The following is a 23,580-nucleotide window of genomic DNA, read 5'->3' on the forward strand; positions in this document are numbered from 1 at the left end:
GCCAGATTGTGCTAACTCCGACGGGAGCAAATCCGTGAAAGATTTATTAAAGTTTCTGAAAGCGCAGACTAAAACCGAAGAGTTTGATGCGATCAAAATTGCTCTGGCCTCGCCAGACATGATCCGTTCATGGTCTTTCGGTGAAGTTAAGAAGCCGGAAACCATCAACTACCGTACGTTCAAACCTGAACGTGACGGCCTTTTCTGCGCCCGTATCTTTGGGCCGGTAAAAGACTACGAGTGCCTGTGCGGTAAGTACAAGCGCCTGAAACACCGTGGTGTGATCTGTGAGAAGTGCGGCGTTGAAGTGACCCAGACCAAAGTACGCCGTGAGCGTATGGGCCACATCGAGCTGGCGTCTCCGACTGCTCACATCTGGTTCCTGAAATCTCTGCCGTCCCGTATCGGTTTGCTGCTTGATATGCCGCTGCGTGATATCGAACGCGTACTGTACTTCGAATCTTATGTGGTTATCGAAGGCGGTATGACTAATCTGGAACGTCAACAGATCCTGACTGAAGAGCAGTATCTGGACGCGCTGGAAGAGTTCGGTGACGAATTCGACGCGAAGATGGGTGCGGAAGCAATCCAGGCCCTGCTGAAGAGCATGGATCTGGAGCAAGAGTGTGAAACTCTGCGCGAAGAGCTGAACGAAACCAACTCCGAAACCAAGCGTAAGAAGCTAACCAAGCGTATCAAACTGCTGGAAGCCTTCGTACAGTCTGGCAACAAGCCAGAGTGGATGATCCTGACCGTTCTGCCGGTTCTGCCGCCAGATCTGCGTCCGCTGGTTCCGCTGGATGGTGGTCGTTTCGCAACGTCGGATCTGAACGATCTGTATCGTCGCGTTATCAACCGTAACAACCGTCTGAAGCGTCTGCTGGATCTGGCTGCGCCGGACATCATCGTACGCAACGAAAAACGTATGCTGCAGGAAGCGGTTGACGCCCTGCTGGATAACGGTCGTCGCGGTCGTGCGATCACCGGTTCTAACAAACGTCCTCTGAAATCTTTGGCCGACATGATCAAAGGTAAGCAGGGTCGTTTCCGTCAGAACCTGCTCGGTAAGCGTGTTGACTACTCCGGTCGTTCTGTAATCACCGTAGGTCCATACCTGCGTCTGCATCAGTGCGGCCTGCCGAAGAAAATGGCACTGGAACTGTTCAAACCGTTCATCTACGGCAAGCTGGAACTGCGTGGCCTGGCCACCACCATCAAAGCCGCTAAGAAAATGGTTGAGCGTGAAGAAGCTGTCGTTTGGGATATCCTGGACGAAGTTATCCGCGAACACCCGGTACTGCTGAACCGTGCACCAACACTGCACCGTCTGGGTATCCAGGCATTTGAACCGGTACTGATCGAAGGTAAAGCTATCCAGCTTCACCCGCTGGTTTGTGCGGCATATAACGCCGACTTCGATGGTGACCAGATGGCTGTTCACGTACCGCTGACGCTGGAAGCCCAGCTCGAAGCGCGTGCGCTGATGATGTCTACCAACAACATCCTGTCTCCGGCGAACGGCGAACCTATCATCGTTCCGTCTCAGGACGTTGTATTGGGTCTGTACTACATGACCCGTGACTGTGTTAACGCCAAAGGCGAAGGCATGGTGCTGACTGGCCCGAAAGAAGCTGAGCGTATCTATCGCGCAGGTCTGGCCTCTCTGCATGCGCGCGTTAAAGTGCGTATCACTGAATACGAAAAAGATGAAAACGGCGAATTCGTTGCGCACACCAGTCTGAAAGACACGACCGTTGGTCGCGCCATTCTGTGGATGATCGTACCGAAAGGTCTGCCTTTCTCCATCGTCAACCAGGCGCTGGGCAAGAAAGCTATCTCCAAAATGCTGAACACCTGTTACCGCATTCTGGGCCTGAAGCCGACTGTTATCTTCGCTGACCAGACAATGTACACCGGCTTTGCTTATGCAGCGCGTTCAGGTGCATCTGTTGGTATTGATGACATGGTCATCCCGGAGAAGAAACACGAGATTATCTCTGAAGCGGAAGCTGAAGTTGCTGAGATCCAGGAGCAGTTCCAGTCTGGTCTGGTAACCGCGGGCGAACGCTATAACAAAGTTATCGATATCTGGGCTGCGGCGAACGATCGTGTATCCAAAGCGATGATGGATAACCTGCAAACCGAAACCGTTATTAACCGTGACGGCGTAGAAGAGCAGCAGGTTTCCTTCAACAGCATCTACATGATGGCCGACTCCGGTGCGCGTGGTTCTGCAGCACAGATTCGTCAGCTGGCCGGTATGCGTGGTCTGATGGCGAAGCCAGATGGCTCCATCATCGAAACGCCAATCACCGCGAACTTCCGTGAAGGTCTGAACGTACTCCAGTACTTCATCTCTACTCACGGTGCGCGTAAAGGTCTGGCGGATACCGCACTGAAAACAGCGAACTCCGGTTATCTGACTCGTCGTCTGGTCGACGTTGCGCAGGACCTGGTTGTTACTGAAGACGATTGCGGCACTCTGGAAGGCATCACCATGACCCCGGTTATCGAGGGTGGTGACGTTAAAGAGCCGCTGCGCGATCGCGTTCTGGGTCGTGTAACTGCTGAAGACGTTCTGAAGCCGGGTACGGCGGATATTCTGGTTCCACGCAACACGCTGCTGCACGAACAGTGGTGTGACCTGCTGGAAGAGAACTCCGTTGACTCCGTCAAAGTCCGTTCTGTTGTATCTTGTGACACCGACTTTGGTGTATGTGCGCACTGCTACGGTCGTGACCTGGCGCGTGGCCACATCATCAACAAAGGTGAAGCAATCGGCGTTATCGCGGCACAGTCCATCGGTGAACCGGGTACACAGCTGACGATGCGTACGTTCCACATCGGTGGTGCGGCATCTCGTGCGGCTGCTGAATCCAGCATCCAGGTGAAAAACAAAGGTAGCATCCGTCTGAGCAACGCGAAGTCGGTTGTGAACTCCAGCGGTAAACTGGTTATCACCTCACGTAACACCGAACTGAAACTGATCGACGAATTCGGCCGTACCAAAGAAAGCTATAAAGTGCCTTACGGCTCCGTTATGGCGAAAGGTGATGGCGAACAGGTTGCTGGCGGCGAAACCGTAGCAAACTGGGATCCGCACACCATGCCGGTTATCACCGAAGTGAGTGGTTTTGTCCGCTTCACTGACATGATCGACGGCCAGACCATTACTCGTCAGACCGACGAGCTGACCGGTCTGTCTTCTCTGGTGGTTCTGGATTCTGCAGAGCGTACTGCGGGTGGTAAAGACCTGCGTCCGGCACTGAAAATTGTTGATGCTCAGGGCAACGACGTTCTGATCCCAGGCACCGATATGCCTGCTCAGTACTTCCTGCCGGGTAAAGCGATTGTTCAGCTGGAAGATGGCGTACAGATCAGTTCTGGTGACACCCTGGCGCGTGTTCCGCAGGAATCCGGCGGTACCAAGGATATCACCGGTGGTCTGCCGCGCGTTGCTGACCTGTTCGAAGCACGTCGTCCGAAAGAGCCGGCAATCCTGGCTGAAATCAGCGGCATCATTTCCTTCGGTAAAGAAACCAAAGGTAAACGTCGTCTGGTTATCACCCCGGTAGACGGTAGCGAACCGTACGAAGAGATGATTCCGAAATGGCGTCAGCTCAACGTGTTCGAAGGTGAACGTGTAGAACGTGGTGACGTTGTTTCCGACGGTCCGGAAGCGCCGCACGACATCCTGCGTCTGCGTGGTGTGCATGCTGTAACTCGTTACATTGTTAACGAAGTTCAGGACGTATACCGTCTGCAGGGTGTTAAGATTAACGATAAACACATCGAAGTTATCGTTCGTCAGATGCTGCGTAAAGCCACCATCGAAAGCGCTGGTAGCTCCGACTTCCTGGAAGGCGAGCAGGTTGAATACTCCCGCGTCAAGATCGCTAACCGCGAGCTGGAAGCGAACGGCAAAGTGGGTGCAACGTTCTCCCGCGATCTGCTGGGTATCACCAAAGCGTCTCTGGCAACCGAGTCCTTCATCTCTGCAGCATCGTTCCAGGAAACCACGCGTGTCCTGACCGAAGCCGCTGTTGCAGGTAAACGTGATGAACTGCGCGGTCTGAAAGAGAACGTAATCGTGGGTCGTCTGATCCCGGCAGGTACCGGTTACGCGTACCACCAGGATCGTATGCGCCGTCGCGCAGCGGGCGAACTGCCAGCTGCACCGCAGGTGACTGCTGAAGATGCGTCTGCCAGCCTGGCAGAACTGCTGAACGCAGGCCTGGGCGGTTCTGACAACGATTAATCGTTGCCGACCATAATAAAAAACCCGCTTCGGCGGGTTTTTTTATGTCCAGGTTTATTTCTGATGACGCTTATCAGGTCTACGAGGCTACGAAGCCATCCGGCAGTGTCATTAATTTACCGGCGGTAACCGCCGATAAAGCTCAATCATATCTCCCGCCAAATCCTGAATCACCATCGCGTTCATCAGGTGATCCTGCGAATGGACGGTGATGAGATTAACCGGTAGCTTGCCGGTTCCTTCGTCAATTCCGATCAGCTGGGTCTGGATTTTATGCGCTTGTTTAACGTACTCGCGTGATTCCGTCATCGCTTGTTCTGCACCGGAGAAATCACCTTTACGCGCCAGTTGCAATGCCGTCAGGGCCTGGCTGCGTGCAGCACCAGCGTTTACCAATAACTCCATGATGATCGTTTCTAACTCTTCCATACCATCACTCCAGTAGTTTCAGCGCCTTGTCCAGTACCGCATCGCCTTTCATCATGCCGTAATCCATCATGTCGATAACGGCGACCTTTTTGCCTAGTGGGTCGGCGATCGCCTGTAGCTTGGCCTGTTCATACTTAACCTGTGGACCGAGCAAAACGATATCCGCTGTAGCGATATTCTCTTCAAACTCGGCCACCGGGACGGCTTTGATAGTAACGTCGACGCCTTTTTTCTGGGCGGCATCTTTCATCCTTTGCACCAGCATGCTGGTGGACATTCCGGCGGCACAGCATAAAACGATGTTTTTCATAAGTAGTCTCGATCAACATGTGTGAGTTGATAATTATCGCGAGCCAGCTATAGCAACAACTGCTTTGCAACGATTGTGTGCAAGGCATCACAAAGAAAACCGCTTTTTCTGAAACCGGTTACAAAAAGAGGCCAAACCCTGCGATCTGGACCGGGACCAGCGGCTTTTTGACTCGCTTATCACATGCTGGAATATATAATTACTGTCAATAAAGACATGTTATAAAAAACAGTATTGACAGCGTTTTTTAAACCCGTATGTTAATACTTAACAGCGGAGAAATTGTAGTTTGCTGTTAACGTAGTAAGTGTTAGTAGAGCTTGATTGGGGTTTGCGATAAAGGCCACGAAGTATTTTTGTATGGGATAGTCGATGCTGAAAACGCTATTTTTTCACCTCGACAATGCTTTCAGGCCACGTAGTTGATATATCTAATCGCAAAAAATCAGTAAAACGCGACGATGTAACGCCATGATTTAATAGTAATTGTTCGTGATTTCTGCTTTTTTGGTTATCACGAGGGAAATAAGGCAACGCATCAAAGAGTATATGTCGCGAGGGGAAGTGTACTTGTTTAGGTCACCAGCCTTGAGTTCTATTATCAAGCGGGTGGAATGTGTTTAACGGTAAATAGAGGAAAGCTTTAGTTAGTATCAATATCCAATATTATCTGTAGTAAACGTGTACATTTTAAAGTAGTACCATCAGCAGTATTAAATCGTTAAGTTTATTAATGTTAAATTTGAAGTGTGTAGTAACGTAAAGCCCTGACTGCAATAGTCGGGGCTTTTGTTCATTGTAGATCAAGCTGTTATCCAGGATGCTTAGCCGCGTTGGTTCAACATTGCATCACTCAGTGGGTATTAAAAAAATTAATGCTTGCTTAATGATTAGAAGTAGGTCTACTATAGCGGCATCGGTTTGGAACACAGACCTTATGCAAGCAGTTTTAGTAAAGCAGTTCTCAGTTCAAGCGTTATCCTCAGATACTCTTCTTCATGAGCCTCCTCCCTAAGTGCCCCATAAGTTAATTTCTGCAAAACAGGCCATCTTCGCTGCATAAGCGGCTCAAAAACATGAAAGGAAGTATCTATGTCTAACAAAATGACTGGTTTAGTAAAATGGTTTAACTCTGATAAAGGCTTCGGCTTTATCACTCCTCAGGACGGTAGCAAGGATGTGTTTGTGCATTTTTCCGCTATCCAGAGTAACGATTTTAAAACGTTAGACGAAGGTCAAAAGGTGGAGTTCTCCGTGGAGAATGGCGCTAAAGGCCCGTCTGCTGTTAACGTTGTCGCGCTGTAAACGCCGATAATTTCACGAAGGCTTACGATAGCGATGAAGGCCAGAGCCCGAGCAGTTAAGCACCAGTGAAGAAAAAACCCGCGAAAGCGGGTTTTTTTGTTTATGCGATAGCGTTGGGCTTAGGGCATCTGTGCCGCGCGTCCCAGATAGCTGTCCCAGTCTTTCCACACGGGCTGTAATCCCTGCGCCATCAGTGCTTCAGCAACGGCTTCCGGGCGACGATCGTCGTGCGGGGAGAACTGTTCCAGTTCGGGGTGGTTATCGGCATAACCACCGGGCTGGGTTTTTGAGAAGGCGCTGACGTTGTTGATTGCCAACGGGATCACATGGTCACGAAACCATGGCGATTCGCGGGTGGAGAGCGACAGCTCAATTTCTGGTGCGAGTAAACGAAACGCGCAAATGGTCTGGACCAGCTGTCGCTCATCCATGATCGATGCAGGCTCAACGCCTCCGGTGCATGGGCGCAGGCGAGGGAAGGAGATAGAGTAGCGGCTCTGCCAGTAATGCTGCTGCATCCACAGCAGATGTTCAGCTACCATATAGCAGTCAACCCGCCAGCTGTCGGACAAACCAATCAACGCGCCAAGACCGATTTTGTCGATCCCTGCGCGGCCCAGCCGGTCCGGCGTTTCCAGTCGCCAGAAGAAATCCTGCTTTTTCCCCTTCAGATGGTGGCGGGCGTAAATCGCCTCATGATAGCTCTCCTGATACACCATCACGCCATCCAGTCCCAGCGTCTTCAGCTCCGCATATTCAGCCTCTGACAGCGGCTGTACTTCCATCTGTAAAGAGGCAAACTGTCGGCGAATGACAGGCAAATGGCGACGAAAGTAATCCATCCCCACTTTGGCCTGATGTTCACCGGTGACCAGTAGCAGATGCTCAAAGCCCAGCTCACGGATAGCCGCACACTCACGTTGTATCTCATCTTCGTCCAGCGTTTTGCGTTTGATACGGTTGCTCATCGAAAAACCGCAGTAGGTGCAGTCGTTGGCACAAAGGTTGGAGAGATACAACGGCACGTAAAAGCTCACCGTGTTGCCAAAACGCTGGCGGGTGAGCTTTTGCGCCCGTTGCGCAAGCGGCTCCAGATAATCGGCGGCGGCAGGAGAGAGCAATGCCATCAGATCGTCGCGACTAAGATGCGAAGTCTTGAGAGCGCGCTCCACGTCAGCGGCGGTTTTACCGTTGATGCGCAGGCGGATGTCGTCCCAGTCCAGTTGTCGCCAGCGGTCGCTGAACGTTTTCATGCGAAGGCCTCCAGGAATCCGGTTAACGGGCTGGTGGGATTTGCCTGCGAGCTTTTGCTTCCAGGTACCGCCTGGCGCGCCAAAAGGCCCGCTTCAACCGCCAGACGGAAAGCGGTGGCCATCATCACCGGATCGTCCGCCACGGCAATCGCCGTGTTGACCAACACCGCGTCGGCGCCCATTTCCAGCGCCTGCGTGGCGTGGCTGGGGACGCCGATGCCTGCATCAACCACCACCGGCACGGTCGCCTGTTGGATAATAATCTCCAGCATCGCTTTGGTTTCCAGCCCCTGGTTGGAGCCGATAGGCGCGCCGAGCGGCATCACCGCCGCGCAGCCCACGTCTTCCAGCCGCTTGCACAGTACCGGATCCGCGCCGCAGTAGGGCAGCACCACAAAGCCCTGTTTCACCAGCGCTTCGGCAGCTTTTAGTGTTTCAATCGGATCCGGCAATAGCCAGCGGGCATCCGGGTGGATTTCTAATTTCAGCCAGTTTGTGCCCAGAGCTTCACGCGCCAGTTGGGCGGCGAAAATCGCCTCTTCAGCGGTTTTCGCTCCGGAGGTGTTAGGCAGCAGCGTCACGCCCGCGTCGATAAGCGGGGCCAGAATGGCATCGTTATGCTGGCGCAAATCCACGCGCTTCATGGCCAGCGTCACCAACTGGCTGCCGGAGGCGCGAATCGCCTCGACCATCAGTTGCGATGAGGCAAATTTTCCGGTACCGGTGAACAGATGTGAATCAAACGTTTTGTCGGCAATACGTAACATATCAACCCCCTGCAATAACCTGAAAAAGCAGGATCTGGTCGCCTTCCTGCACGATTTGCTGCTGCCACTGCTCGCGCGGCAGGATCTGCTGATTGAGCGCCAGCGCCGCGCCCGGTTTAAGCTGATTAAGCTCGGTGAGCAGCCCGCTGACGGTTTGTCCCTCGGCGCACTGCATCGGCTCATCATTGAACTGAATCTGCATGTTGCCCTCCACATACCGGGCAGCCGCTGGCACGTCGTAGTGCGAAGCTGCGCCACTGGCTGGTTTTACCGTCAAACAGGCGTAACTCGCCACTGGGCGTCGCAATGCCGCTAAGCAGTTTGATGGCTTCCAGCGCCTGCAAGGTGCCCATCACGCCGACAACCGGGCCGACGATACCGGCGGTACGGCAGTTGCGTTCAGGCTCTACATCATCCGGCCACAGGCAGCGGTAACAACCTTGCTCCCACGGTGGCGTGAGCACCATCAACTGGCCGCCGAAACCGACGGCGCTGGCGGTAACCAAAGGTGTATTCAGCGACACGCAGGCGGCGTTAATTTCCTGACGCGTGGCCATGTTGTCGGTACAGTCGAGCACCACATCGGCACGCGCTACCGCATGCCGGAGCGCATCGCCTTTCAGTCGCTGCTGGAGCGATACCAGTTCGATATCCGGGTTGAGCCGCGTCAGGCGCTGCTGGGCAATCTGCGATTTTGAACGCGCGATATCATCAGTGGTAAACAGGATCTGGCGCTGCAGATTGCTCAAATGAATGTCGTCATCGTCTACCAGCGTCAGTTTGCCGATACCTGCTCCCGCCAGATACAGCGCGGCAGGCGAACCTAACCCGCCTAAACCGATAATCAGCACATGGCTGTCGAGCAGCTTTTGTTGGCCCTCAATAGCGATATCGCCGAGCAGGATCTGCCGGCTGTAACGCATAAAGTCGCGGTCATTCATCGCCGACTCCCGCTATGTCGAGCAGCTGCGCTGTGGCTGCCTGCCAGTCAGCCGCCTGGGTAATGGCGCTGACCACGGCAATGCTGCCGACGCCGGTTGCCAGCACTGCGGGCGCACGTTCCAGGCTGATGCCGCCAATGGCGACGGTCGGGTAATCTGCCAGTCGGTTAATATGGCTTGCCAGCTGCGTCAGCCCCTGCGGGGCGGAAGGCATCTGCTTGGTTTGCGTGGGGAAGACGTGGCCGAGTGCGATATAAGAAGGCTTAGCCGCCAGCGCGACGTCGATCTCCATATCATCGTGAGTGGAGACACCCAGGCGCAGCCCCGCCGCCTGAATCGCCGTCAGATCGGTGGTTTCAAGATCTTCCTGGCCCAGATGCACGCCGTAAGCGTTGTGCTTAATCGCCAGCCGCCAGTAGTCGTTGATAAACAGGCGGGTGTCATAGCGACGCCCCAGTTCAATGGCGGCCATGACGTCGGCTTCGACCTCTTCATCACGCTTATCTTTAATGCGCAGTTGGATCGTGCGTACGCCCGCCTGCAGCAGGCGTTCAATCCACGCCACGCTGTCCACCACCGGGTAAAGCCCGAGGCGGAACGGCACGGTCGGGAAATCAGGCTGGTACATTATGCCTCCTCTTTTTTGAGGTAGATTTCACCGCCTTTGGCGCGGAAGTTCTCCGACATATCTGCCATTCCCACTTCAATAGTCTGCGCGGCGGCGTAGTCGCGTACTTCCTGGCTGATTTTCATTGAGCAGAACTTCGGCCCGCACATCGAGCAGAAGTGGGCGACTTTGCCGGACTCCTGTGGCAGGGTTTCATCGTGATAGGCGCGGGCAGTGAACGGGTCGAGCGCGAGGTTGAACTGGTCTTCCCAGCGGAATTCGAAGCGCGCTTTCGACATCGCGTTGTCGCGGATCTGCGCACCCGGGTGCCCCTTCGCCAGGTCGGCGGCGTGAGCGGCAATTTTGTAGGTAATCAGCCCTTGCTTCACGTCTTCTTTGTTCGGCAAGCCGAGGTGCTCTTTTGGCGTGACGTAGCACAGCATCGCGCAGCCAAACCAGCCGATCATCGCCGCGCCAATGCCGGAGGTGAAGTGGTCATAGCCCGGCGCGATATCTGTCGTCAACGGCCCTAAGGTGTAGAACGGTGCTTCGTGGCAGCTCTCCAGCTCTTCGGTCATGTTGCGTTGGATCATATGCATCGGCACATGTCCTGGACCTTCAATCATCACCTGCACGTCGTATTCCCAGGCGATTTTGGTTAGCTCGCCCAGCGTATGCAGTTCGGAGAACTGCGCTTCGTCGTTGGCATCCTGAATCGAACCCGGGCGCAGGCCGTCACCGAGAGAGAGCGAGACGTCGTAGGCGGCGCAGATTTCGCAAATCTCGCGGAAATGTTCGAACAGGAAGTTCTCTTTGTGATGAGAAAGGCACCATTTCGCCATAATTGAACCGCCGCGCGAGACAATTCCGGTCAGGCGTTTGGCAGTCATCGGCACGTAGCGCAGCAGTACGCCGGCATGGATAGTGAAGTAGTCGACGCCCTGTTCGGCCTGTTCCAGCAACGTATCGCGGAACGCTTCCCAGGTGAGATCTTCGGCGATCCCGTTGACCTTCTCCAGCGCCTGGTAGATCGGTACGGTGCCGATCGGTACCGGGCTGTTACGCAGGATCCACTCGCGGGTTTCGTGAATATAGCGACCGGTGGAGAGGTCCATCACCGTATCTGCGCCCCAGCGGGTCGACCACACCAGTTTTTCTACCTCTTCTTCGATAGAGGAAGTGACCGCCGAGTTACCGATGTTGGCATTCACCTTCACCAGGAAGTTGCGGCCGATGATCATCGGCTCGGATTCCGGGTGGTTGATGTTGGCAGGAATAATCGCCCGGCCCGCAGCGACTTCATCACGCACAAATTCCGGGGTGATATTTTCCGGCAGACGTGCGCCAAAGTTCATCCCCGGATGCTGATGGCGCAGCACTTCACTACGAATACGCTCGCGGCCCATATTTTCACGGATGGCGATAAACTCCATCTCTGGCGTGACGATCCCCTGACGGGCGTAGTGCAACTGGGTCACGCGCTTACCGGCTTTGGCGCGCTTTGGCGTCAGCAGGCCGCTGAAACGCAGCTCGTCCAGGCCATCGTCGGCCAGGCGCTCTTTGGTGTAAGCGGAGCTGCGGTCGTCTAATTCTTCGCTGTCGTTACGCGCCGCAATCCACGGCTGGCGCAGTTTCGCCAGGCCCTGCTGGACGTTAATTGCCACGTCAGGATCGCCATACGGCCCGGAGGTGTCGTACACCGGCACGGCTTCGTTGTCTTCAAATTGCGGGTTGTCTTTGCTGCCGCCAATCAGCGTCGGGCTAAGCTGGATTTCGCGCATCGGAATGCGGATATCCGGCTGCGAACCGGTAATATAAATGCGTTTTGAGTTAGGGAAGGCGGTCCCTTCCAGGGTATCGATAAAGTGTTGGGCTTGCGCGCGCTGTTCGCGGCGTGATGGTTTAGTAGTGGCAGACATAGCTCATTCCAAAAAAGTAAGGACGTGGCTTGTCAGACGACGGATGAAGCAAGAGAGGCGATCGCCCAGGGGCAATACGGTTGTAGATTGACTCTTGTTCCCTTCGCAGGTCTTAACCTGATCAGGTTCCGCGGATCCCGAATTAACGGTCTCAGCCTTTTCCACGTCATCCTTCGCGCTGCCTCTTTGTTGGCTTCGTCCGCTCACTCCAGTCACTTACTTAGGTAAGCTCCTGGAGATTCACTGACTTGCCGCCTTGACGCATCACGAATGCTGTTGTGGAAAATAAGCACTCCGACAAGAAGTAACCTCTATCTTAGAGGTAATGAATGTAAACTACGCGTTAATGCGACAAATCTCAAGCAGGACGTTTGAGAGTGCCACTCTCGTGCATCGCATCAAATACCAGCATGATCAGCTTATCTTCGAGCACGAACCGGGCTTCCAGCGCCTCGCCGAGATCCGATAAAACCTTTTGAAACTCAAGGAAGTTATCATGATCAATCGCAGTTTCCAGGCTGGAGTCATAGTAGTCCATGATCAATTGTGTGTTGGCTTCCAGCAGCGGCCAAATTTTTGTGGCTTTTAAAAGCTGCCCGTTCCCTTCCAATTTATGGAGAATACGTTCATAAATACTGAAGTGTCCGGTGGAGAGGTAATCGACCAGGCTCTGACAAAAATCATCCAGCGCCTTTTCATTGAGTCGCATGTACGATTCTTTGCCAGGCTTAATGCCAACCAGATTGTAGTAAGCCACGAGCAGGTGCTTACGTACATGTAGCCAGCGATCAACCAGTTTATTACTTCCTCCGACGTGCTCCGTCAGGCTTTCCAGCTGGTTTAGCATGATTGACTCCGCAAGATGGTGTTTAGGAACTGCTCACCCGTAAATGTAAAAATAATGTAAACAACATGCCTGTGAAGCAAAGGTTGCGCAAGAGATATGGATCGTATAATTGAAAAATTAGATAGCGGCTGGTGGATTGTCAGTCATGAGCAAAAGTTATGGTTACCTCATGGCGAGCTACCTTATGGCGACGCAGCCCGTTTTGATCTGATTGGTCAGCGCGCGCTGCCAATAGGCGAGTGGGAAGGGGAAACTGTCTGGCTGGTGCAGCAGCAGCGTCGACACGATATGGGGTCGGTGCGCCAGGTCATTGACCAGGACGTTGGCCTGTTTCAACTGGCCGGACGAGGCGTACAGCTGGCGGAGTTTTACCGCTCGCATAAATTCTGCGGTTACTGCGGCCATCCCATGCACCCGAGTAAAACGGAGTGGGCGATGCTCTGTAGTCACTGCCGCGAACGTTATTACCCGCAAATTGCTCCCTGCATAATCGTCGCTATTCGCCGAGATGATTCCATCCTGCTCGCCCAACATGTTCGCCATCGCAACGGCGTGCATACCGTGCTGGCAGGTTTTGTCGAAGTGGGCGAAACCCTCGAGCAGGCGGTGGCGCGTGAAGTCATGGAAGAGAGCGGCATTAAGGTGAAAAACCTGCGCTATGTCACTTCTCAGCCGTGGCCGTTCCCACAGTCTTTGATGACCGCATTTATGGCGGAGTATGATAGCGGCGAAATCGTCATCGACCCGAAAGAGCTGCTGGAAGCGAACTGGTATCGCTATGACGATTTACCGCTCTTGCCCCCGCCGGGTACTGTCGCGCGTCGATTGATTGAAGATACTGTGGCAATGTGTCGGGCTGAGTACGAGTAAAGAGCGAGTGGTGATACACTGATGGACTGACGCAATAAGGAACTGCAAAAATGACCGAACTGAAGAACGATCGTTATCTGCGTGCGCTGCTGCGCCAGCCCGTTGATGTCACTCCGGTATGGATGATGCGCCAGGCAGGCCGTTATCTACCGGAATACAAAGCTACCCGTACCGAAGCGGGCGATTTTATGGCGCTGTGCAAAAATGCCGAGCTGGCCTGCGAAGTCACGCTGCAGCCGCTGCGTCGCTATAAACTTGATGCCGCGATCCTCTTCTCCGATATCCTGACGATCCCGGATGCGATGGGACTCGGGCTGTATTTTGAAGCAGGAGAAGGTCCACGCTTCACCTCTCCGATTACCAGCAAGGCTGACGTCGACAAACTGCCGATCCCGGACCCGGAAGATGGGCTGGGATACGTGATGAACGCGGTGCGCACTATCCGCCGTGAACTGAAAGGCGAAGTGCCGCTGATCGGCTTCTCCGGTAGCCCGTGGACGCTGGCGACCTACATGGTTGAAGGCGGCAGCAGCAAAGCCTTCACCGTGATTAAAAAGATGATGTATGCCGACCCTAAAGCGCTGCATCTGCTGCTTGATAAGCTGGCGAAGAGCGTCACGCTGTACCTGAACGCGCAGATTAAAGCTGGCGCGCAGTCGGTGATGATTTTCGATACCTGGGGTGGCGTGCTGACCGGTCGCGACTATCAGCAGTTCTCCCTGTACTACATGCACAAAATCGTCGATGGCCTGCTACGCGAGAACGAAGGTCGTCGCGTACCTGTGACCCTGTTTACCAAAGGCGGTGGTCAGTGGCTGGAAGCGATGGCGGAAACCGGTTGTGATGCGTTAGGTCTCGACTGGACCACTGACATTGCCGATGCGCGTCGTCGTGTAGGTCATAAAGTGGCGCTACAGGGCAATATGGATCCGTCCATGCTGTATGCACCGCCAGCCCGCATCGAAGAAGAGGTGGCGACAATTCTGGCCGGATTCGGTCAGGGCGAAGGGCATGTCTTTAACCTGGGTCACGGCATTCATCAGGACGTCCCGCCAGAACATGCGGGTGTCTTTGTGGAGGCGGTACATCGGTTGTCCGAACAGTACCACCGCTAAGGAGTCATTATGGATCTCGCGTCATTACGCGCGCAGCAGCTTGAACTGGCCTCTTCATTGATCCGCGAGGATCGTCTGAAGAACGATCCGCCGGATCTGATCGGCGGGGCGGACGTTGGGTTTGAGCGGGGTGGCGAAGTGACGCGAGCCGCGATGGTCTTACTGAAGTATCCCACGCTTGAACTGGTTGAATATAAGGTGGCGCGTATCGCCACTACCATGCCCTACATTCCCGGTTTTCTCTCCTTTCGTGAAACCCCCGCGCTGATGGCCGCCTGGCAACTGCTCTCGCACAAGCCCGATCTGCTGTTTGTTGACGGGCACGGCATTTCGCACCCGCGCCGTCTGGGCGTGGCCAGCCATTTTGGCCTGCTGGTGGACGTCCCAACGATCGGTGTGGCGAAAAAACGGCTGTGTGGCAAGTTTGAACCGCTCGCTGCTGAACCCGGTGCGCTAGTGCCATTGCTGGATAAAGGCGAACAGCTGGCATGGGTCTGGCGCAGCAAAGCGCGCTGTAACCCGTTGTTTATCTCTACGGGCCACCGCGTGAGTATGGACAGCGCACTGGCGTGGGTACAACGCTGTATGAACGGCTATCGTCTGCCGGAACCAACGCGCTGGGCAGATGCGGTGGCATCCGAACGCCCGGCTTTTACGCGGCTTGCAGCAAAAGCGCCCCATATCGGGTAAACTGCGGCTAATTTCCGTATTTGAGAACTCATCATGTTACAAAATCCGATTCACCTGCGTCTGGAGAAGCTGGAAAGCTGGCAGCACGTCACATTTATGGCCTGTCTGTGCGAACGCATGTACCCGAATTACGCCATGTTCTGCAAGCAAACTGAATTTGGCGATGGACAGATTTACCGCCGAATTCTGGATCTGATTTGGGAAGCGCTGACGGTTAAAGACGCGAAAATCAATTTCGACAGCCAGCTGGAAAAGTTTGAAGAGGCCATTCCTTCTGCAGACGATTACGATCTGTACGGCGTTTATCCGGCGATTGATGCCTGTGTGGCATTAAGCGAACTGATGCATTCACGTCTTAGCGGTGAAACGCTGGAGCATGCAATTGAAGTTAGTAAAGCTTCGATTACGACGGTAGCGATGCTGGAAATGACCCAGGCTGGTCGCGAAATGACCGATGAGGAGCTCAAAGAGAACCCTGCCGTTGAGCAAGAATGGGATATTCAGTGGGAAATTTTCCGACTTTTAGCCGACTGTGAAGAACGCGATATTGAGCTGATAAAAGGGCTGCGTGCAGACCTGCGCGAGGCTGGCGAGAGCAATATTGGTATAAATTTTCAGCAATGACACCACAAAACGTGATTTAACGCCTGATTTGTCGTGCCTGAAGGCTTCCCATCCGCCCCCGGTCTGGTCTACATTTGGGGGGCGAAAAAAAGTGGCTATCGGTGCGTGTATGCAGGAGAGTGCTTTTCTGGCATTTCCGTCGCACTCGATGCTTAGCAAGCGATAAACACATTGTAAGGATAACTTATGAACAAGACTCAACTGATTGATGTAATTGCAGACAAAGCAGAACTGTCTAAAACACAGGCTAAAGCTGCTCTGGAATCCACTCTGGCTGCTATTACTGAGTCTCTGAAAGAAGGCGATGCTGTACAACTGGTTGGTTTCGGTACCTTCAAAGTGAACCACCGTGCTGAGCGCACTGGCCGCAACCCGCAGACCGGTAAAGAAATCAAAATTGCCGCAGCTAACGTACCGGCATTTGTTTCTGGTAAAGCACTGAAAGACGCGGTTAAGTAATTCGCGTGGCAGTGAACAGTTTTAACGAAGGGGCGGTTTCGCCCCTTTTGTCCATCTGGCGTCATACGCTTTGGCTTTCAGGTGTTCTGTTACTGTCTGCCTGTGGTAGCCATTCTGAGCTTCCTCCGTTCACGGCCAGCGGCTATGTTGGCGATCAGGGGGCGGTACGCATTTGGCGTAAAGACTCCGGTGACGATGTTCACTTGCTCTCGGTATTTAGTCCGTGGCGAAAAGGCGAAACCACTACCAGTGAATACCGCTGGCAGGGTGATTCGCTCTCTCTGATAGAACTCAACGTTTACAGTAAACCGGCTGAACATGTCCGTATACGCTTCGATGACCGGGGCGAACTGAGCTTCATGCAGCGTGAAGTCGACGGGCAAAAGCAGCAGCTTTCCAGCGATCAAATCGCGCTTTACCGCTATCGCGCCGATCAAATTCGCCAGACCAGCGATGCGCTGCGTCAGGGACGGGTGATATTGCGTCAGGGACGTTGGCATGCGGATAACACGGTCACAACCTGTGAAGGTGAAACGCTGAAGCCAGACCTGGAGTCGTGGGCGATAAACCATATCGAGCGCCGCCAGAAACATTCATCCGTGGAGGTGAGTGTGGCATGGCTGGAAGCGCCCGAAGGGTCGCAGATACTGCTAGTCGCCAATGAAGATTTTTGTCACTGGCAGCCTACAGCCAAAACTTTCTGAAAACCTGAAGACAGGTAGTCAGCAGGCCTGAACCGTATGGCGTCATCAGGCATTAAGTCTTTTACCAGTGACCCATTCCCATATGGCCGCCGCCGCGATGGTTACTGCCACCGCCGCATCCGCCGTAGCCCATTCCCGCGCCACGTGGCACGCCAGCCTGCGCCATTGCGACATCGCGTTTAACGCGCTGCTCGTCCAGAGACTGATTCAACGCTTCCATCTCTTTTGCAACGGCATTAATTTTTGCCGTGTCCGGCGAGCTGGCCGTTAATAGTGCATTGTACTCATAACGTTTGGATGTCAGCTGTTGGCGCAACGCGCTGGTCTGGGAGTAGTAATCATCATAGATTTTCTGTGCGGCAGCCTGCTGCTCAGCGGTCATTGGGGTACCGCCCCGTTGCTGCATTCCATCACCATATCCCCAGTGATTCTGCGCCAGTACCGGGGTGGAGCCCAGTGCGATAAGAGAAAGTGCAATCAGTGCCAGTTTGTTGTTCCGTTTCATCGTTCGTTCTCCTGTTGGTTAGCTTACATTCCCTATTGCATCTTCCGTGCCAAAGCGGCAATCCCAGTCCTGCGGGCGTCGTACCCGCCGTCTTTGCAGGAAAACGAGTAAAAATGACTCGCCAGAACGCGCCAGCGAGTCATTTTTACCCGGTACTTTGAGCTGTTTGTGTCTGAGGGCAGGGTTATCTGGGGGAAAAAATGGCATGATTTCTGCTGTATACCTGCAACGATGAAAGGAACAAGTGGGGTAAAGGGAGAGCGTATGCGTCTTTATAAGGATACGGTGGCAAAGTGGTTGAGCCGACTCTTGCTGGCGGCAATCCTGATTTTGGTCGGCTGGTTTTCGATTATGACTATTCGGGACTATGGGCGGGAAAGTGGCGCCGCGCGGCAAACGCTACTGGAAAAAGGCAGCGTGCTCATTCGCGCTCTGGAGTCTGGTACGCGTGTAGGCATGGGGATGCGCATGCATCATGCCCAGCAGCAGACGCTACTGGAGGAAATGGCCGTACAACCAGGCGTGCTATGGTTTGCCGTCGTCGATGAGCATGGTGTCATTATTACTCACAGCAATGCCGCGATGGTCGGAAAAACGCTCTATTCACCGGATGTCCTGCGACAGCTTAGTCCTGGGGAGCAAGAAAGCTGGCGGAATATTGAAATTCCAGCGAGGGATGGTGAAAAAACGCCGGCCCTGGAAATTTATCGCCAGTTTCAGCCGATGTATGGTCCAGGACGCCACGGCATGGCGCGCTGTGCCAGCAATGACGGGCAGCTTATCACCCCAGCGCAAACCATATTTATCGCCTTTGATGCCAGCGATCTGACAGCGACTCAGGCAAGAGAGTGGCGTAACACACTGATAGTCCTCTGTGCGCTGGCGGCTGTGTTGCTGGCCACCGTACTGACGTTCTTCTGGTATCAGCGCTATCAGCGCTCGTACAAAGAACTTCAGGATGCGATGAAGCGTAAAGAAAAACTGTTAGCGCTCGGGCATCTTGCGGCTGGAGTGGCGCATGAAATTCGTAATCCGCTTTCATCGATCAAAGGTCTGGCGAAGTATTTTGCCGAGCGAACCCCGGCAGGAGGCGAGTCGCATGAGCTGGCACAGGTGATGGCGAAAGAGGCGGATCGTTTAAATCGGGTGGTGAGCGAGCTGCTGGAGCTGGTGAAGCCTGCACATCTGACGCTGCAACAGGTGGATCTCAATGAGGTTATCACCCACTCATTACACCTGGTGAGTCAGGATGCGGCAAGCAGGGAAATCCAGCTCCGCTTTTCGGCCAATTCTACGCTGCCCGCTATCCAGGCCGATCCTGACCGACTGACTCAGGTTTTGTTGAATCTGTATCTGAACGCCATTCATGCGATTGGTCGTCAGGGCACGATCACGGTTGAAGCGAATGAAAGCAGCGGCGATCGCGTTAAAATTGTGGTTACCGATAGCGGAAAGGGAATTGCAGCGGAACAGCTGGAGGCCATTTTTACGCCTTACTTTACAACCAAAGCTGACGGAACCGGCCTCGGGCTGGCGGTAGTGCAGAACATTATCGAACAGCATGGTGGCACCATTCAGGTGGCAAGCGTTGAGGGCAAAGGTGCGACCTTTACTCTTTGGCTGCCGACCAAAGCGAAACAACAGGATTAACAAGGATGACGCGCGGAAAAATCAATATTCTGGTAGTAGATGACGATATCAGCCACTGCACCATTTTACAGGCGCTGCTGCGCGGCTGGGGTTATGAGGTCGCGCTGGCTTATAGCGGGCGAGCGGCGTTGGAACAGGTGCGCGAACGCGTATTTGATTTAGTGCTGTGTGATGTACGCATGGCGGAGATGGACGGCATCGCAACGCTGAAAGAGATTAAAGCGCTGAATCCGGCGATTCCGGTCTTGATCATGACGGCGTTCTCCAGCGTAGAGACTGCCGTTGAGGCGCTTAAAACCGGGGCGCTGGACTACTTAATCAAGCCGCTGGATTTTGACCGTCTGCAGGAGACGCTGGAAAAGGCGCTGGCGCATACGCGGGAAATGGGCGCTGAACTGCCATCGGCGTCGGCTGCGCAGTTTGGCATGATTGGCAGAAGTCCGGCGATGCAGCAATTGCTCAACGAAATTGCGATGGTAGCGCCCTCGGACGCCACGGTGCTTATCCATGGAGATTCCGGGACAGGGAAAGAGCTGGTCGCCCGCGCGCTACACGCCAGTAGCGCGCGCAGCGATAAGCCGCTGGTGACGCTAAACTGCGCGGCGCTTAATGAATCGCTGCTGGAGTCCGAGCTGTTTGGTCACGAGAAAGGGGCGTTTACCGGGGCGGATAAACGCCGGGAAGGGCGCTTTGTGGAAGCCGATGGTGGCACGTTATTTCTTGATGAAATTGGCGATATCTCACCGCTGATGCAGGTGCGTTTGCTGCGGGCTATCCAGGAGCGAGAAGTGCAGCGAGTTGGTAGCAATCAGACCATTGCGGTTGATGTCCGGCTGATAGCCGCTACGCATCGCGATCTAGCAGAGGAAGTCAGCGCCGGGCGCTTTCGTCAGGATCTCTACTATCGTCTGAACGTCGTCACCATTGAAATGCCAGCGCTGTGCCAGCGCCGGGAAGATATTCCGCTGTTAGCCGAACATTTTCTCCAGCGTTTTGCCGCGCGTAACCGTAAAGCGGTGAAAGGCTTTACTCCGCAGGCGATGGATCTGCTGATCCACTACGACTGGCCGGGCAATATTCGTGAGCTGGAAAATGCGATTGAGCGCTCGGTGGTGCTGCTGACGGGGGAATATATTTCCGAACGTGAACTGCCGATGGCGATTGCCGCGACGCCGATAAAAACGGAATTCAGTGGCGAGATCCAACCGTTGGTGGATGTCGAAAAGGAGGTGATTCTGGCGGCGCTTGAAAAAACGGGCGGCAATAAAACGGAAGCCGCCCGTCAGTTAGGCATTACGCGTAAAACGCTGCTGGCGAAAATTTCGCGTTAGCGTTGCTCGCGTTCAATGGCACGCCAGCCGATGTCGTTACGGCTGAAGCTGCCATCCCAGCGGATGTCGGTCATCAGGGCGTAAGCGCGTTTCTGCGCTTCAGCCACGGTGTTGCCCAGCGCGGTGGCGCACAGCACGCGACCACCGTTGGTCAGCACGCGATCGTCTGCAGACAGTTTGGTGCCCGCGTGGAACACTTTACCGTCAGCGACGTCTTCCAGCGGCAGACCGTGGATCTCATCGCCGGTATTGTAATTACCCGGATAACCTCCGGCGGCAATGACCACACCCAGCGAGGCGCGTTCGTCCCACTCGGAGGTTTTCTCATCCAACTTGCCGTCACAGGCGGCGAGGCACAGCTCCACCAGATCGGACTTCATGCGCAGCATGATCGGCTGGGTTTCCGGATCGCCGAAGCGGCAGTTGAACTCGATAACCTTCGGGTTGCCCTGTTTGTCGATCATCAGACCCGCATAAAGGAAACCGGTGTAGGTGTTACCTTCCGCCGCCATGCCTTTTACGGTTGGCCAGATGATGCGTTCCATGGTGCGCTGGTGGACTTCGTCAGTTACTACCGGAGCAGGGGAGTAGGCACCCATCCCGCCGGTGTTCGGGCCGGTGTCGCCATTGCCCACGCGCTTGTGGTCCTGGCTGGTGGCCATCGGCAGCACGTGCTCACCGTCGACCATGACAATAAAGCTCGCTTCTTCACCGTCGAGGAACTCTTCAATCACGATGCGGTGGCCCGCGTCGCCAAACGCGTTACCGGCCAGCATGTCATGCACCGCGGCTTCGGCTTCCTCCAGCGTCATCGCCACGATAACGCCTTTCCCGGCGGCCAGGCCGTCGGCTTTGATAACGATCGGCGCGCCTTTCTCGCGCAGGTAAGCCAGCGCAGGTTCGACTTCGGTGAAGTTCTGGTACTCCGCCGTCGGGATCTGATGGCGCGCAAGAAAATCTTTGGTGAAGGCTTTAGAGCCTTCCAGCTGCGCGGCGCCTTCGGTTGGGCCGAAGATTTTCAGACCGGCGGCGCGGAAAGCGTCAACCACACCAATCACCAGCGGCGCTTCCGGACCAACGATGGTCAGATCAATCTTCTCGTTCTGGGCAAAGCTCAGCAGCGCCGGAATATCCGTTACGCCGATGGCCACGTTTTGCAGCGTGGGTTCCAGCGCGGTGCCCGCGTTGCCCGGGGAGACAAATACCGTTTCGACTTTAGGCGACTGTGCCGCTTTCCACGCCAGGGCGTGCTCGCGCCCGCCGTTGCCAATCACTAATACTTTCATCGTCTGCTCCGTGGATTAATGGCGGAAGTGGCGCATGTCGGTAAATACCATCGCAATGCCGTGTTCGTTGGCGGCGGCAATCACTTCGTCATCGCGAATAGAACCACCCGGCTGGATCACGCAGGTCACACCGGCGGCAGCAGCGGCATCAATCCCGTCGCGGAACGGGAAGAAGGCGTCAGAGGCCATTGCAGAGCCTTTCACTTCCAGACCTTCGTCGGCCGCTTTGATCCCGGCGATTTTCGCGGAGTACACACGGCTCATCTGGCCTGCGCCTATGCCAATAGTCATGTTCTCTTTGGCATAAACAATGGCGTTGGATTTCACGAACTTCGCCACTTTCCAGCAGAACAGCGCATCGCGCAGCTCTTGCTCGGTTGGCTGACGTTCGGACACCACGCGCAGTTCACCTTCGGTCACCATACCCAGGTCACGGTCCTGAACCAGCAGGCCGCCGTTCACGCGCTTGAAGTCCAGGCCCGGAACGCGCTGCGCCCATTGGCCGCAGACCAGCACGCGAACGTTCTGCTTGGCTGCGGTAATGTTCAGTGCTTCTTCGGTGGCGGATGGCGCGATGATCACTTCCACGAACTGGCGGGAGATAATCGCCTGCGCGGTTTCGGCATCCAGCTCGCGGTTAAAGGCGATGATGCCGCCGAACGCGGAGGTCGGGTCGGTTTTATACGCACGGTCGTAAGCGTCGAGAATAGAAGTGCTTACCGCCACGCCGCATGGGTTTGCGTGCTTAACGATAACGCATGCCGGTTCGCTGAACTCTTTCACGCACTCCAGCGCCGCATCGGTATCGGCGATGTTGTTGTAGGAAAGTGCTTTGCCCTGTACCTGCTGCGCGGTGGCAACGGAAGCTTCTTTAACATTCTCTTCTATATAGAAGGCTGCCTGCTGGTGGCTGTTCTCGCCGTAGCGCATATCCTGCTTCTTAATGAAGTTCAGGTTCAGCGTACGTGGGAAGCGACCGGCGGCTTCTTTGCTTTCACCGTGGTAAGCCGGAACCATGCTGCCGAAGTAGTTGGCGATCATGCTGTCGTAAGCGGCGGTGTGTTCGAAGGCTTTAATCGCGAGATCGAAACGGGTGTCGAGGGTCAGAGAACCGTCGTTGGCATCCATCTCTTTAATAATGGCGTCGTAGTCGCTGCTCTTCACAACGATAGCTACATCTTTATGGTTCTTGGCAGCGGAGCGCACCATGGTCGGGCCGCCAATATCAATGTTCTCTACTGCATCTTCCAGAGAACAGCCTTCGCGGGCGACGGTCTGGGCGAATGGATACAGGTTAACAACCACCATATCGATAGGAGCAATGTGGTGTTGTTCCATAATGGCATCATCCTGGCCGCGACGACCGAGGATGCCGCCGTGGACCTTCGGATGCAGGGTCTTCACGCGTCCATCCATCATTTCCGGGAAGCCGGTGTAATCGGAAACTTCGGTCACTGGCAGACCTTTCTCCGCTAACAGGCGCGCAGTGCCACCTGTAGACAGCAGCTCCACACCACGTGCGGAAAGTGCCTGAGCGAATTCGATGATACCGGCCTTGTCAGAAACACTGAGCAGAGCGCGGCGGACTGGACGACGTTGTTGCATGGTAAATCCCCTGGATTTGACTATTACAGAGAGCGTTAGGTGAATTCTTGGCTAAAAACTCAGCTAACGCCCCTTACGGGGCATCCTTGTTGTGCGGGGGCATTG

General features: G+C 54.7%; 23 protein-coding genes. 10 read left to right on the plus strand and 13 right to left on the minus strand.

The window, feature by feature from the left end; genetic code table 11:
• Positions 1-34: 34 nt before the first annotated feature.
• Positions 35-4,258, plus strand: coding sequence for a DNA-directed RNA polymerase subunit beta' (gene rpoC / locus C2U41_RS23905; RefSeq protein WP_003033107.1), 4,224 nt, complete (start codon positions 35-37; stop codon positions 4,256-4,258).
• 111 nt (positions 4,259-4,369) lie between these two features.
• Here the strand turns inward: rpoC and C2U41_RS23910 are convergent, their stop codons facing one another.
• A complete protein-coding gene (locus C2U41_RS23910) occupies positions 4,370-4,687 on the minus strand; it encodes a PTS lactose/cellobiose transporter subunit IIA (RefSeq protein ID WP_003033104.1) in 318 nt (105 codons plus the stop codon).
• A 4-nt stretch (positions 4,688-4,691) separates the two neighbouring features.
• Positions 4,692-4,997: a PTS sugar transporter subunit IIB gene (locus C2U41_RS23915; RefSeq protein ID WP_003033102.1), complete on the minus strand. Its 306-nt coding sequence runs from the start codon at positions 4,995-4,997 to the stop codon at positions 4,692-4,694.
• A gap of 1,092 nt (positions 4,998-6,089) precedes the next feature.
• Between C2U41_RS23915 and cspG the strand changes: the two genes are divergently transcribed.
• Positions 6,090-6,302, plus strand: a complete 213-nt coding sequence (gene cspG, locus C2U41_RS23920) for a cold shock protein CspG (protein ID WP_003033098.1) — start codon at positions 6,090-6,092, stop codon at positions 6,300-6,302.
• 119 nt (positions 6,303-6,421) lie between these two features.
• On the opposite strand, the gene thiH is transcribed toward cspG, so the two are convergent.
• The 7 genes from thiH to C2U41_RS23955 form a co-directional block, all read right to left on the minus strand.
• Positions 6,422-7,555: a 2-iminoacetate synthase ThiH gene (thiH, locus tag C2U41_RS23925; protein WP_103849165.1), complete on the minus strand. Its 1,134-nt coding sequence runs from the start codon at positions 7,553-7,555 to the stop codon at positions 6,422-6,424.
• Positions 7,552-8,322, minus strand: a complete 771-nt coding sequence (thiG, locus tag C2U41_RS23930) for a thiazole synthase (protein ID WP_103849164.1) — start codon at positions 8,320-8,322, stop codon at positions 7,552-7,554. Before thiG ends, thiH begins: the two co-directional genes overlap by 4 nt.
• Before the next feature lies 1 nt (position 8,323).
• A complete protein-coding gene (gene thiS, locus C2U41_RS23935) occupies positions 8,324-8,524 on the minus strand; it encodes a sulfur carrier protein ThiS (protein ID WP_003033088.1) in 201 nt (66 codons plus the stop codon).
• Complete coding sequence (locus C2U41_RS23940; RefSeq protein ID WP_003033085.1) at positions 8,505-9,263, minus strand: HesA/MoeB/ThiF family protein; 759 nt, start codon at positions 9,261-9,263, stop codon at positions 8,505-8,507. Before C2U41_RS23940 ends, thiS begins: the two co-directional genes overlap by 20 nt.
• Positions 9,256-9,891: a thiamine phosphate synthase gene (thiE, locus tag C2U41_RS23945; RefSeq protein ID WP_103849163.1), complete on the minus strand. Its 636-nt coding sequence runs from the start codon at positions 9,889-9,891 to the stop codon at positions 9,256-9,258. Before thiE ends, C2U41_RS23940 begins: the two co-directional genes overlap by 8 nt.
• Positions 9,891-11,789 (minus strand): phosphomethylpyrimidine synthase ThiC, encoded by a 1,899-nt coding sequence (thiC, locus tag C2U41_RS23950; protein WP_032950754.1) that lies wholly within the window; start codon positions 11,787-11,789, stop codon positions 9,891-9,893. Before thiC ends, thiE begins: the two co-directional genes overlap by 1 nt.
• A 358-nt stretch (positions 11,790-12,147) precedes the next feature.
• Positions 12,148-12,636, minus strand: coding sequence for an Rsd/AlgQ family anti-sigma factor (locus C2U41_RS23955; RefSeq protein ID WP_003033077.1), 489 nt, complete (start codon positions 12,634-12,636; stop codon positions 12,148-12,150).
• 96 nt (positions 12,637-12,732) lie between these two features.
• On the opposite strand from C2U41_RS23955, the gene nudC reads away from it, so the two are divergent.
• The 6 genes from nudC (at position 12,733) to C2U41_RS23985 (ending at position 17,098) form a co-directional block, all read left to right on the plus strand.
• The gene (nudC, locus tag C2U41_RS23960; RefSeq protein ID WP_003033074.1) at positions 12,733-13,506 is read left to right on the plus strand and encodes an NAD(+) diphosphatase; all 774 of its coding nucleotides are present in this window, start codon (positions 12,733-12,735) and stop codon (positions 13,504-13,506) included.
• Between the two features lie 50 nt (positions 13,507-13,556).
• A complete protein-coding gene (gene hemE / locus C2U41_RS23965; RefSeq protein ID WP_103849162.1) occupies positions 13,557-14,621 on the plus strand; it encodes a uroporphyrinogen decarboxylase in 1,065 nt (354 codons plus the stop codon).
• A gap of 9 nt (positions 14,622-14,630) precedes the next feature.
• The gene (nfi, locus tag C2U41_RS23970) at positions 14,631-15,311 is read left to right on the plus strand and encodes a deoxyribonuclease V (protein WP_103849161.1); all 681 of its coding nucleotides are present in this window, start codon (positions 14,631-14,633) and stop codon (positions 15,309-15,311) included.
• A gap of 33 nt (positions 15,312-15,344) precedes the next feature.
• Positions 15,345-15,935: a YjaG family protein gene (locus tag C2U41_RS23975; RefSeq protein ID WP_003842015.1), complete on the plus strand. Its 591-nt coding sequence runs from the start codon at positions 15,345-15,347 to the stop codon at positions 15,933-15,935.
• A gap of 186 nt (positions 15,936-16,121) precedes the next feature.
• Entirely contained in the window at positions 16,122-16,394 is a 273-nt protein-coding gene (gene hupA, locus C2U41_RS23980; protein WP_001044509.1) for a nucleoid-associated protein HU-alpha, read from the plus strand.
• Between the two features lie 11 nt (positions 16,395-16,405).
• On the plus strand, positions 16,406-17,098 hold the full coding sequence (locus C2U41_RS23985; protein WP_003033064.1) for a DUF1481 domain-containing protein: 693 nt from the start codon (positions 16,406-16,408) through the stop codon (positions 17,096-17,098).
• A 61-nt stretch (positions 17,099-17,159) separates the two neighbouring features.
• Here the strand turns inward: C2U41_RS23985 and zraP are convergent, their stop codons facing one another.
• Positions 17,160-17,603 carry a zinc resistance sensor/chaperone ZraP gene (gene zraP / locus C2U41_RS23990; RefSeq protein ID WP_048219998.1) on the minus strand — a complete coding sequence of 148 codons (444 nt, stop codon included), beginning with the start codon at positions 17,601-17,603 and terminating at the stop codon, positions 17,160-17,162.
• A gap of 18 nt (positions 17,604-17,621) precedes the next feature.
• Positions 17,622-17,810 carry a hypothetical protein gene (locus tag C2U41_RS29380; protein WP_128299017.1) on the minus strand — a complete coding sequence of 63 codons (189 nt, stop codon included), beginning with the start codon at positions 17,808-17,810 and terminating at the stop codon, positions 17,622-17,624.
• A 57-nt stretch (positions 17,811-17,867) separates the two neighbouring features.
• Between C2U41_RS29380 and zraS the strand changes: the two genes are divergently transcribed.
• A complete protein-coding gene (gene zraS / locus C2U41_RS23995) occupies positions 17,868-19,253 on the plus strand; it encodes a two-component system sensor histidine kinase ZraS (RefSeq protein ID WP_003845320.1) in 1,386 nt (461 codons plus the stop codon).
• A gap of 5 nt (positions 19,254-19,258) precedes the next feature.
• A complete protein-coding gene (gene zraR, locus C2U41_RS24000; RefSeq protein ID WP_103849160.1) occupies positions 19,259-20,584 on the plus strand; it encodes a sigma-54-dependent response regulator transcription factor ZraR in 1,326 nt (441 codons plus the stop codon).
• On the opposite strand, the gene purD is transcribed toward zraR, so the two are convergent.
• Both purD and purH read right to left on the minus strand, forming a co-directional pair.
• Positions 20,581-21,870, minus strand: coding sequence for a phosphoribosylamine--glycine ligase (gene purD / locus C2U41_RS24005; RefSeq protein ID WP_103849159.1), 1,290 nt, complete (start codon positions 21,868-21,870; stop codon positions 20,581-20,583). The two genes, zraR and purD, sit on opposite strands and share 4 nt — an antisense overlap.
• Positions 21,871-21,885: 15 nt before the next feature.
• Positions 21,886-23,475, minus strand: coding sequence for a bifunctional phosphoribosylaminoimidazolecarboxamide formyltransferase/IMP cyclohydrolase (gene purH, locus C2U41_RS24010; RefSeq protein WP_103849158.1), 1,590 nt, complete (start codon positions 23,473-23,475; stop codon positions 21,886-21,888).
• Between the last annotated feature and the right edge of the window lie 105 nt (positions 23,476-23,580).

It is taken from the genome of Citrobacter freundii complex sp. CFNIH4 (genome assembly GCF_002934505.1).
Lineage (GTDB): Bacteria > Pseudomonadota > Gammaproteobacteria > Enterobacterales > Enterobacteriaceae > Citrobacter > Citrobacter freundii.

What these genes read in the sequence shown, in the direction of transcription:
- C2U41_RS23910 (WP_003033104.1), bottom strand. Translation starts at nt 4,687, where the DNA reads ATGGAAGAGTTAGAAACGATCATCATGGAGTTATTGGTAAACGCTGGT.
- C2U41_RS23915 (WP_003033102.1), bottom strand. Translation starts at nt 4,997, where the DNA reads ATGAAAAACATCGTTTTATGCTGTGCCGCCGGAATGTCCACCAGCATG.
- cspG (WP_003033098.1), top strand. Translation starts at nt 6,090, where the DNA reads ATGTCTAACAAAATGACTGGTTTAGTAAAATGGTTTAACTCTGATAAA.
- thiH (WP_103849165.1), bottom strand. Translation starts at nt 7,555, where the DNA reads ATGAAAACGTTCAGCGACCGCTGGCGACAACTGGACTGGGACGACATC.
- thiG (WP_103849164.1), bottom strand. Translation starts at nt 8,322, where the DNA reads ATGTTACGTATTGCCGACAAAACGTTTGATTCACATCTGTTCACCGGT.
- thiS (WP_003033088.1), bottom strand. Translation starts at nt 8,524, where the DNA reads ATGCAGATTCAGTTCAATGATGAGCCGATGCAGTGCGCCGAGGGACAA.
- C2U41_RS23940 (WP_003033085.1), bottom strand. Translation starts at nt 9,263, where the DNA reads ATGAATGACCGCGACTTTATGCGTTACAGCCGGCAGATCCTGCTCGGC.
- thiE (WP_103849163.1), bottom strand. Translation starts at nt 9,891, where the DNA reads ATGTACCAGCCTGATTTCCCGACCGTGCCGTTCCGCCTCGGGCTTTAC.
- thiC (WP_032950754.1), bottom strand. Translation starts at nt 11,789, where the DNA reads ATGTCTGCCACTACTAAACCATCACGCCGCGAACAGCGCGCGCAAGCC.
- C2U41_RS23955 (WP_003033077.1), bottom strand. Translation starts at nt 12,636, where the DNA reads ATGCTAAACCAGCTGGAAAGCCTGACGGAGCACGTCGGAGGAAGTAAT.
- nudC (WP_003033074.1), top strand. Translation starts at nt 12,733, where the DNA reads ATGGATCGTATAATTGAAAAATTAGATAGCGGCTGGTGGATTGTCAGT.
- hemE (WP_103849162.1), top strand. Translation starts at nt 13,557, where the DNA reads ATGACCGAACTGAAGAACGATCGTTATCTGCGTGCGCTGCTGCGCCAG.
- nfi (WP_103849161.1), top strand. Translation starts at nt 14,631, where the DNA reads ATGGATCTCGCGTCATTACGCGCGCAGCAGCTTGAACTGGCCTCTTCA.
- C2U41_RS23975 (WP_003842015.1), top strand. Translation starts at nt 15,345, where the DNA reads ATGTTACAAAATCCGATTCACCTGCGTCTGGAGAAGCTGGAAAGCTGG.
- hupA (WP_001044509.1), top strand. Translation starts at nt 16,122, where the DNA reads ATGAACAAGACTCAACTGATTGATGTAATTGCAGACAAAGCAGAACTG.
- zraP (WP_048219998.1), bottom strand. Translation starts at nt 17,603, where the DNA reads ATGAAACGGAACAACAAACTGGCACTGATTGCACTTTCTCTTATCGCA.
- C2U41_RS29380 (WP_128299017.1), bottom strand. Translation starts at nt 17,810, where the DNA reads ATGCCATTTTTTCCCCCAGATAACCCTGCCCTCAGACACAAACAGCTC.
- zraS (WP_003845320.1), top strand. Translation starts at nt 17,868, where the DNA reads ATGCGTCTTTATAAGGATACGGTGGCAAAGTGGTTGAGCCGACTCTTG.
- zraR (WP_103849160.1), top strand. Translation starts at nt 19,259, where the DNA reads ATGACGCGCGGAAAAATCAATATTCTGGTAGTAGATGACGATATCAGC.
- purD (WP_103849159.1), bottom strand. Translation starts at nt 21,870, where the DNA reads ATGAAAGTATTAGTGATTGGCAACGGCGGGCGCGAGCACGCCCTGGCG.
- purH (WP_103849158.1), bottom strand. Translation starts at nt 23,475, where the DNA reads ATGCAACAACGTCGTCCAGTCCGCCGCGCTCTGCTCAGTGTTTCTGAC.